The 6,187-nt window shown below is 62.4% G+C and carries 10 protein-coding genes; 7 read left to right on the top strand and 3 right to left on the bottom strand.

From position 1 onward, the window contains the following. On the top strand, positions 1-171 hold a 171-nt coding region (locus tag OXU50_07990; protein ID MDD9869810.1), incomplete at its 5' end, for a type II toxin-antitoxin system HicB family antitoxin. After that, positions 168-374, top strand: a complete 207-nt coding sequence (locus tag OXU50_07985) for a type II toxin-antitoxin system HicA family toxin (GenBank protein MDD9869809.1) — start codon at positions 168-170, stop codon at positions 372-374. The genes OXU50_07990 and OXU50_07985, both read left to right, overlap by 4 nt. Here the strand turns inward: OXU50_07985 and OXU50_07980 are convergent. After that, the gene (locus OXU50_07980) at positions 296-619 is read right to left on the bottom strand and encodes a hypothetical protein (GenBank protein MDD9869808.1); all 324 of its coding nucleotides are present in this window, start codon (positions 617-619) and stop codon (positions 296-298) included. The genes OXU50_07985 and OXU50_07980 overlap by 79 nt on opposite strands. Position 620: 1 nt before the next feature. Here OXU50_07980 and OXU50_07975 point away from each other — a divergent pair, with 1 nt between their 5' ends. Together OXU50_07975 and OXU50_07970 are read left to right on the top strand one after the other, a co-directional pair. Beyond that, positions 621-974 (top strand): metal ABC transporter ATP-binding protein, encoded by a 354-nt coding sequence (locus tag OXU50_07975; protein MDD9869807.1) that lies wholly within the window; start codon positions 621-623, stop codon positions 972-974. Between the two features lie 184 nt (positions 975-1,158). After that, complete coding sequence (locus OXU50_07970) at positions 1,159-1,542, top strand: hypothetical protein (protein ID MDD9869806.1); 384 nt, start codon at positions 1,159-1,161, stop codon at positions 1,540-1,542. A gap of 166 nt (positions 1,543-1,708) precedes the next feature. On the opposite strand, the gene OXU50_07965 is transcribed toward OXU50_07970, so the two are convergent. Further along, positions 1,709-2,614, bottom strand: a complete 906-nt coding sequence (locus tag OXU50_07965; GenBank protein MDD9869805.1) for an SMP-30/gluconolactonase/LRE family protein — start codon at positions 2,612-2,614, stop codon at positions 1,709-1,711. A gap of 220 nt (positions 2,615-2,834) precedes the next feature. On the opposite strand from OXU50_07965, the gene nadA reads away from it, so the two are divergent. Next, entirely contained in the window at positions 2,835-3,890 is a 1,056-nt protein-coding gene (nadA, locus tag OXU50_07960; protein MDD9869804.1) for a quinolinate synthase NadA, read from the top strand. 48 nt (positions 3,891-3,938) lie between these two features. Here nadA and OXU50_07955 read toward each other — a convergent pair whose 3' ends face one another. Then, a complete protein-coding gene (locus tag OXU50_07955; protein ID MDD9869803.1) occupies positions 3,939-4,628 on the bottom strand; it encodes a TorF family putative porin in 690 nt (229 codons plus the stop codon). Here OXU50_07955 and OXU50_07950 point away from each other — a divergent pair. Together OXU50_07950 and OXU50_07945 are read left to right on the top strand one after the other, a co-directional pair. Then, complete coding sequence (locus OXU50_07950) at positions 4,612-4,824, top strand: hypothetical protein (GenBank protein ID MDD9869802.1); 213 nt, start codon at positions 4,612-4,614, stop codon at positions 4,822-4,824. The genes OXU50_07955 and OXU50_07950 overlap by 17 nt on opposite strands. Before the next feature lie 41 nt (positions 4,825-4,865). Beyond that, positions 4,866-6,104 carry a S41 family peptidase gene (locus OXU50_07945; GenBank protein ID MDD9869801.1) on the top strand — a complete coding sequence of 413 codons (1,239 nt, stop codon included), beginning with the start codon at positions 4,866-4,868 and terminating at the stop codon, positions 6,102-6,104. Positions 6,105-6,187 lie beyond the last annotated feature (83 nt).

The following is a 6,187-nucleotide window of genomic DNA, read 5'->3' as shown; positions in this document are numbered from 1 at the left end:
GAAGGCGGTTACTGGGCGGAAGTGCCGTCCATTCCCGGATGCGCCACGCAGGGGGAATCCTTTGACGAGTTGTTGAACAATCTTTATGAGGCGGTCGAGGGCTGCCTGTCGGTGGATGTCCGGAAAATTTCCGTAACCGGAAATGACAAGGTAATGGAGATTGTGGTCTGAAGGCGGTTAGCGGCAAAAGATTTTGCCGGATTCTGGAAAGCGAGGGCTGGGAATTGAAAAGAGTGAATGGCAGCCACCACATTTACGCAAAGGCGGGGTCAGCCGCCCGCATTTCAGTGCCTGTTCATGGAAACACTTCATTGAAGGCCGGATTACAGAAACACTTGATTAAAATTTCGGGAATTGACCCGGCGGCGTTATAAGTTTTCAGCGCAAGGAGATGTCGCTCTGCGGTGCGGGGCGGCGATGCCGCAATATAGTTTTTCTTTTTTTCAGCAGGACGATTCTTTTGTCTCGCTTTGATACCCCGGCGCCTGCCGACACCGGGGCTTTGGGCGCCGGCGGTGCGCCGTTCGTCGGCCAAACGGGCCGTTTCGTCGGCTTTGCGCCCTTTGGGGCTGGTTTTCTCTTTATTTTTGTGGAAACAACCTGCTATGGAGGAAACCATTATGAAAACACTTTTGTTTGCAACTGCAATCGGCTGCGCGCTCGCGGGCGGCTGCGCGACGAACCCCGACAACATTGAGCCAACGGCGCTGTCGCCGTTGTCGTACAAAGAGTACAGTTGCGGGGAAATCGCCGCGGAAATCAACCGCGTCGTACAGCGTGAAAGCGAACTGCGCGCGGTCCTGAAGGAACGCGCCGACACCGACGCGGTGCAGATGGGCGTGGCCACGCTGCTGTTCTTCCCGACCCTGTTCTGGATAGACGGCGACGGCCCCGACACACTGGAATACGCCCGCCTGAAAGGCGAACACGAAGCCCTGACCCAGGCCGCCGCCTCAAGGCAATGCACGCCGTGATGCGCTTCAAGGCCCGAACGGAGGCGCACCGACAAACACGGCGAAGATTGTGTTGCCGAAGATTGCCGCATCTCCGCCATTCAGGCGCGGAGACTGGAAGAGTCTGAATCTGTCAAGCATCGAGAAGATGGGCGGAGCGGAAGAGTTGCGTCCGCTCGCTCGCGCACGGACACCGGAGCAGGCAATGGAAATAGTTGACGATGATGTCTTTGGTGGACGGGAACGCCTTGTCCTGGGGTCGCCGGCAGGAACCGTCATTCTTACGCCGCGCGATTTCGGGCACCCACTCAGAAAGTTTGGCGATCACCGCGAAGTTATTGCCAGCGCAGTAGTGCCGACGATCGTGAGACCGAGCGAAAGTTGGAAGCAGGTAATTGTGGGCGGCAAGGACCTAATCCACCATATAAAGGCGTTCCGCCGCAATGGGGACAATGCCGTTATTGTCTGCGTCTTTCGCGAAAATCAGGACGGCAGTAATTTCGTCACCTTCTATGAAATGTGGGAAGGGCGCAGAGGCATTGACTATGTAAATGCGATCAGACAGGGGGTGCTTTTGCATGAAGGGTGAGGGCAGCGACCTAAGACAGGACATCGTGACAAGCCGCGTCCGCAACGCACATCCTGGCCATTGGCCTTGTCGCCCGCCAGGCAGATGGTCCGGCCTGCCCTCACTGAAGGAATTATACCCCAAACCCCGGGCAGGTTGCAGGTCATCCGCCGGCGGGATTGTTTGCTCAGAAAGCCGCGGCCTTCAGATCGAAGGCCGTGACCTGGTTTTCGAGCATGCGCGGTATGATCAGGCGGTCGCGGTCGGTCAGGAAGGCGATGTCGGCGGCGCCCTTGGGCAGTTTCATGATGATTTTCACTTCTCCCTTGCGGATGCGGTACACATCGCCGGAAACCCAGTCGGTTACGATGTGGCCGCCGCGGCCGTCGGCCTCGAGGCCGTCGAGGTTGCCGAGCGGTTCGGTGAGGTCGGTGCGTTGGCGCGTCTTGAGGTCGAGCGCGTAGAGGCGGCCCGGGACGGCGGTGCTGAAGTCGTGCTGGATGTCGAGCCCCCAGGCGGCGACGATGAGTTTGTCTTTCTCAACCAGCAGGCCGTTGGGGTTTTCCATGTCGCGGCCTTCGGCGAAGACCGACAATTCGCCGCCATGGTAGCGGTGGATGCGGCTGGTCTGCATGTCGGACACATAGACCGCGCCTTCGTCGTCAATCGCGACATCGTTCAGGAACTTCGCATCCGGAACCTCGACCGTGTGCGCGATTCTGCCGCCGGCGATGTCAATGGCAATCAGGCGGTCAATGTCGGTGACCCACAGCGTGCCGCGGTGGCTGCGCAGGCCCTTCGGCGCGTTCAGCCCGACGACCCATTTGTCATTCAGGATTTTGCCGGCGGTGTCCAGTTTCGATATCCAGCCGTCGCCGTCCTTGGCGCCGCCGCCGCCCTCGCCCATCTGGGAGATGAACAGCGTGCCGGAACCGGCGTCGTAGTAGGCGCTTTCCGGCGCCCGCACGCCGTCTTCGTCGCCGAGCGACCAGGCGACGGTCCATGCCTCGCCGGTGCACGCCGCGACGGCGCCCAGCAGCGCCAGCGCCGCCAGCGTTCGGGCGCGCCCTGCGGCAAAGGCGCGGGCGGGCATCAGCGCCGCGAGCCTGCGGGCATTCCTCGCAACAAAGGCCCAGGCGGGCATTGGCGCCGCAAGCCTGCGGGCGCGGCCCGCAACGGAAGCGCGGGCGGGTATTCGGGTGGATGTTTCAGCAGTCATGGTGTCCCTCGTGTTCAGAACCCCGCAATTCGGGGCGGTTATCCATTATAATACAGGTCTCCGCAGCGACTCTGCAAAGCGATGGGGGTAGCAGATGGCGGCAAACCCGGAATATTTTCTGCCGAAAGTGGAAGCGCCTGAAACGGCCAGTGTCTGCGCGCTGGCGCCGCAGTATCACGGCGCCGAGCGCCGCGACAAGATGGCGCGCATCGAGGAAAGGCTGAAGGCGCTGGATGCGGCGCTGGTCTCTCATTACTATGTGGACGAGGACTTGCAGGAACTCGCCGAGAGAAGCGGCGGCTTCGTCGGCGATTCGCTCGAGATGGCGAAGTTCGGGCGCCGCACCGGCGCCTCGACGCTGGTCGTCGCCGGCGTCCGCTTCATGGGCGAGACCGCCAAAATCCTGAATCCCGAAAAGCGCGTGTTGATGCCGGCGCCGGAAGCGACCTGTTCGCTCGACATCGGCTGCCCAATCGAGGCGTTCGCCCCTTTCTGCGACGCGCACCCCGGCCACACGGTGGTCGTCTATGCAAACACCAGCGCCGCGGTCAAGGCGCGCGCCGACTGGGTCGTCACATCCAGCATCGCGCTTGAGATCATCTGCCACCTGATGGACCGCGGCGAGAAAATCCTGTGGGCGCCCGACAAGTATCTCGGCGCCTATCTCGCGCGCGTCAGCGGCGCCGACATGCTGATGTGGCGCGGCAGTTGCGTGGTGCACGAGGAGTTCAAGCACGCCGGCGTGCTGGAGTTGAAGCGGCGCCATCCGGATGCGGCGGTGCTGGTGCACCCCGAATCGCCGGCGGCGGTGATAGACATCGCCGACGCGGTCGGCTCGACCAGCGCGCTGGTGCGCGCGGTGGAGACGCTGCCGAACAAGCGCTTCATCGTCGCCACCGACAACCGCATCTTCTACAAGATGCGCCAAATCGCGCCCGACCGCGAATTCATCGAGGCGCCGACCGCGGGCGAGGGCGCAACCTGCAGAAGTTGCGCCCACTGCCCGTGGATGGCGATGAACGGCCTGCACAACCTTGAGCAGACGCTGGAACGCCTCGACAACGAGATTGTGATTGACGAGGAAATCCGCCGCCGCGCGCTGGTCTCGACGCGCCGCATGATTGACTTCTCAAACGGCGCGCGCCACTGACGCGCACCGCCGCAAGGCCGCTTGCAGAAGGCGCGCAGTGCCCCGCGCTTACAGCAAATCGAGCGAAGTGCCCACCGACAGGTACACCCGGGTGTCGTCGTCGAGGTCCTTGTCGGAACTGACGATGCCCAGGCCGACCTCGATCACATCCCTGAAAGTGGCGCCGTATCCGACCTCAAAGTAGTCGCCGTCGGCGTCGCGGCTGAAGGCGCCGACGGTCGCGTAGAAGCCCTCAAGGCTCGCGGTGGCGGCGAAAAACGAGTAGCGGTCGTCGTTGTCGCCGTCGCCGTCGTAGTCGCCGTTGTAATCGCCGAACGAGTATTCCAGGTCGAGGCCGACCGGGAACTCTTCGGAGGCCAGCCCCAGAGTCAGGTTGACTTCGTTGTATTCGTCGTCGAAGTGGTCGGTGTACTGGTAGGTTGTGTAGCCGACGCCGACCGTCGCCATGTCATGCACCGCGAACGAGGCGCCCGCGTACAAGTCATACTCCGCGCCGCCGCCGGTGCCGCCTTCCTCCTCCGACCTCAGGTCGGCGGCCCAGGCGCCGATGTAGAACGGGCCGTATTCAACATCAATCCCGCCGTTGGCGGCGGAATGGGATTGCTTCAGCCCGCGAAAAATGTATTGCGACAGAAAGCCGACATTGGCGGAAACCGCCAGTTCGTAGCCTTCGCCGTCGCCGGCGACAGCCGCCGGATGCGGCGCCGCCGCCAGTGCGGCGATGGACAGGACCGTCACGGCCCGCAAGGATTGGAAAAGTTTCATCATGACCCCCTGGTTTTTGAGTTCTCCTGCCCTGTATAAAAGCAAGAAACGCGCCAAGGGGCGTTTTGCCGCGAAAAACAAGGCCCAAACGCCGTTTCCGGCCCGCCACCGCCGCGCTGTGCGCCCCGTCGCGGCACACGCAATGCACCGCCGGATGAATCCTTTATAATGAAACGCCACGGTTTTCCCGGAACCACAAGAGAAGAACAAATGAACAACAGAGAAACATTCCGGCACAAATTGCTCGCGTTCGCGCTGGCGGTGCTGGTGGTGGCGGCGTTCGGCGGCGTCACCTACGAGTCGCCTTCGGCCAATGTCAAACTCCCGGTCAAGGAGCTGCGCCTGTTCAGCGACATCTACGCGCGCGTCAAGAGCAGTTATGTTGACGAGGTCGCCGACGAGAAACTCATCGAGGGCGCCATCAACGGCATGTTGGGCGAACTCGACCCGTACTCCGTCTATGTGAAGGAGCAGTCCTACAAGGACATGCAAATCGGCACCACCGGCAAGTTCGGCGGCCTCGGCATTGAAGTGGACATGGAGGGCGACTTTGTCAAGGTCATCGCACCGATTGACGACACGCCCGCGCAGCGCGCCGGCATCATCGCCGGCGACCTGATCGGCCAGATTGACGACAAGGTGGTCAAGGGCATGACGCTGTCGGAGGCGGTGGACCTGATGCGGGGCCGGATCGGCACCGAGGTCACGCTGACGGTGCTGCGCGAGAACGCCCCCGAACCGCTGACCATCAAGTTGACGCGGGCCGAAATCAAGATCAAGAGCGTGCGCGGGACGCTGCTCGAGCCGGATTTCGGCTACATCCGGGTTTCCCGCTTCCAGGAGCGCACATCGCAGGACATGCTGGCGCTGCTCGGCAACCTGGTGAACGAAAACAAGCGGCCCCTGCGCGGCCTGATTCTCGACCTCAGAAGCAACCCCGGCGGCGTGCTGGCGGAGGCGGTGCGCGTCGCCGACATCTTCCTGAGCGACCAGAGTTTGATTGTCTATACCAAGGGCAGGCACCGCAACGCGGCGGTGGAGTACAAGTCCAGCACCGCCGACCGCTCGGGCGCGTCGTCGCTGGTCGTGCTGATAGACAAAGGATCGGCGTCGGGGTCGGAAATTGTCGCCGGCGCGCTGCAAGACCTCAAGCGCGCCATCGTCATGGGCACCCGCTCGTTCGGCAAGGCGTCGGTGCAGATTATCCAGCAACTGGACGAAGGCAGCGCGCTGAAACTGACGACGGCGCGCTATTACACGCCGTCGGGCCGCTCAATCCACGAAGTCGGCATCGCGCCGGACATTGAACTGGAGCCGATCGTGCTGACCGAAGAGGAAAAAGAGGCGCGCTCCAAAATCAGCCGCCGCGCCGACCTGAAGGCGTGGCTCGCCTACGACAACCAGGTCAGCGCCGCACTCGACAAACTGAAACTGGTCGCGGCGCAGTAGCACGCCGCCGGGCGGTGGCGCCCGGCGGCTCACGCTGTAAAATCAATGGTTCGGGTGGTCTTAGGTTTCTGCGTCATACAAGC

This window comes from Gammaproteobacteria bacterium (genome assembly GCA_028817225.1).
Lineage (GTDB): Bacteria > Pseudomonadota > Gammaproteobacteria > Poriferisulfidales > Oxydemutatoraceae > Oxydemutator.
The sequence above is the reverse complement of the archived record's forward strand: the minus strand, read 5'-3'. Positions and strand labels throughout refer to the sequence as shown.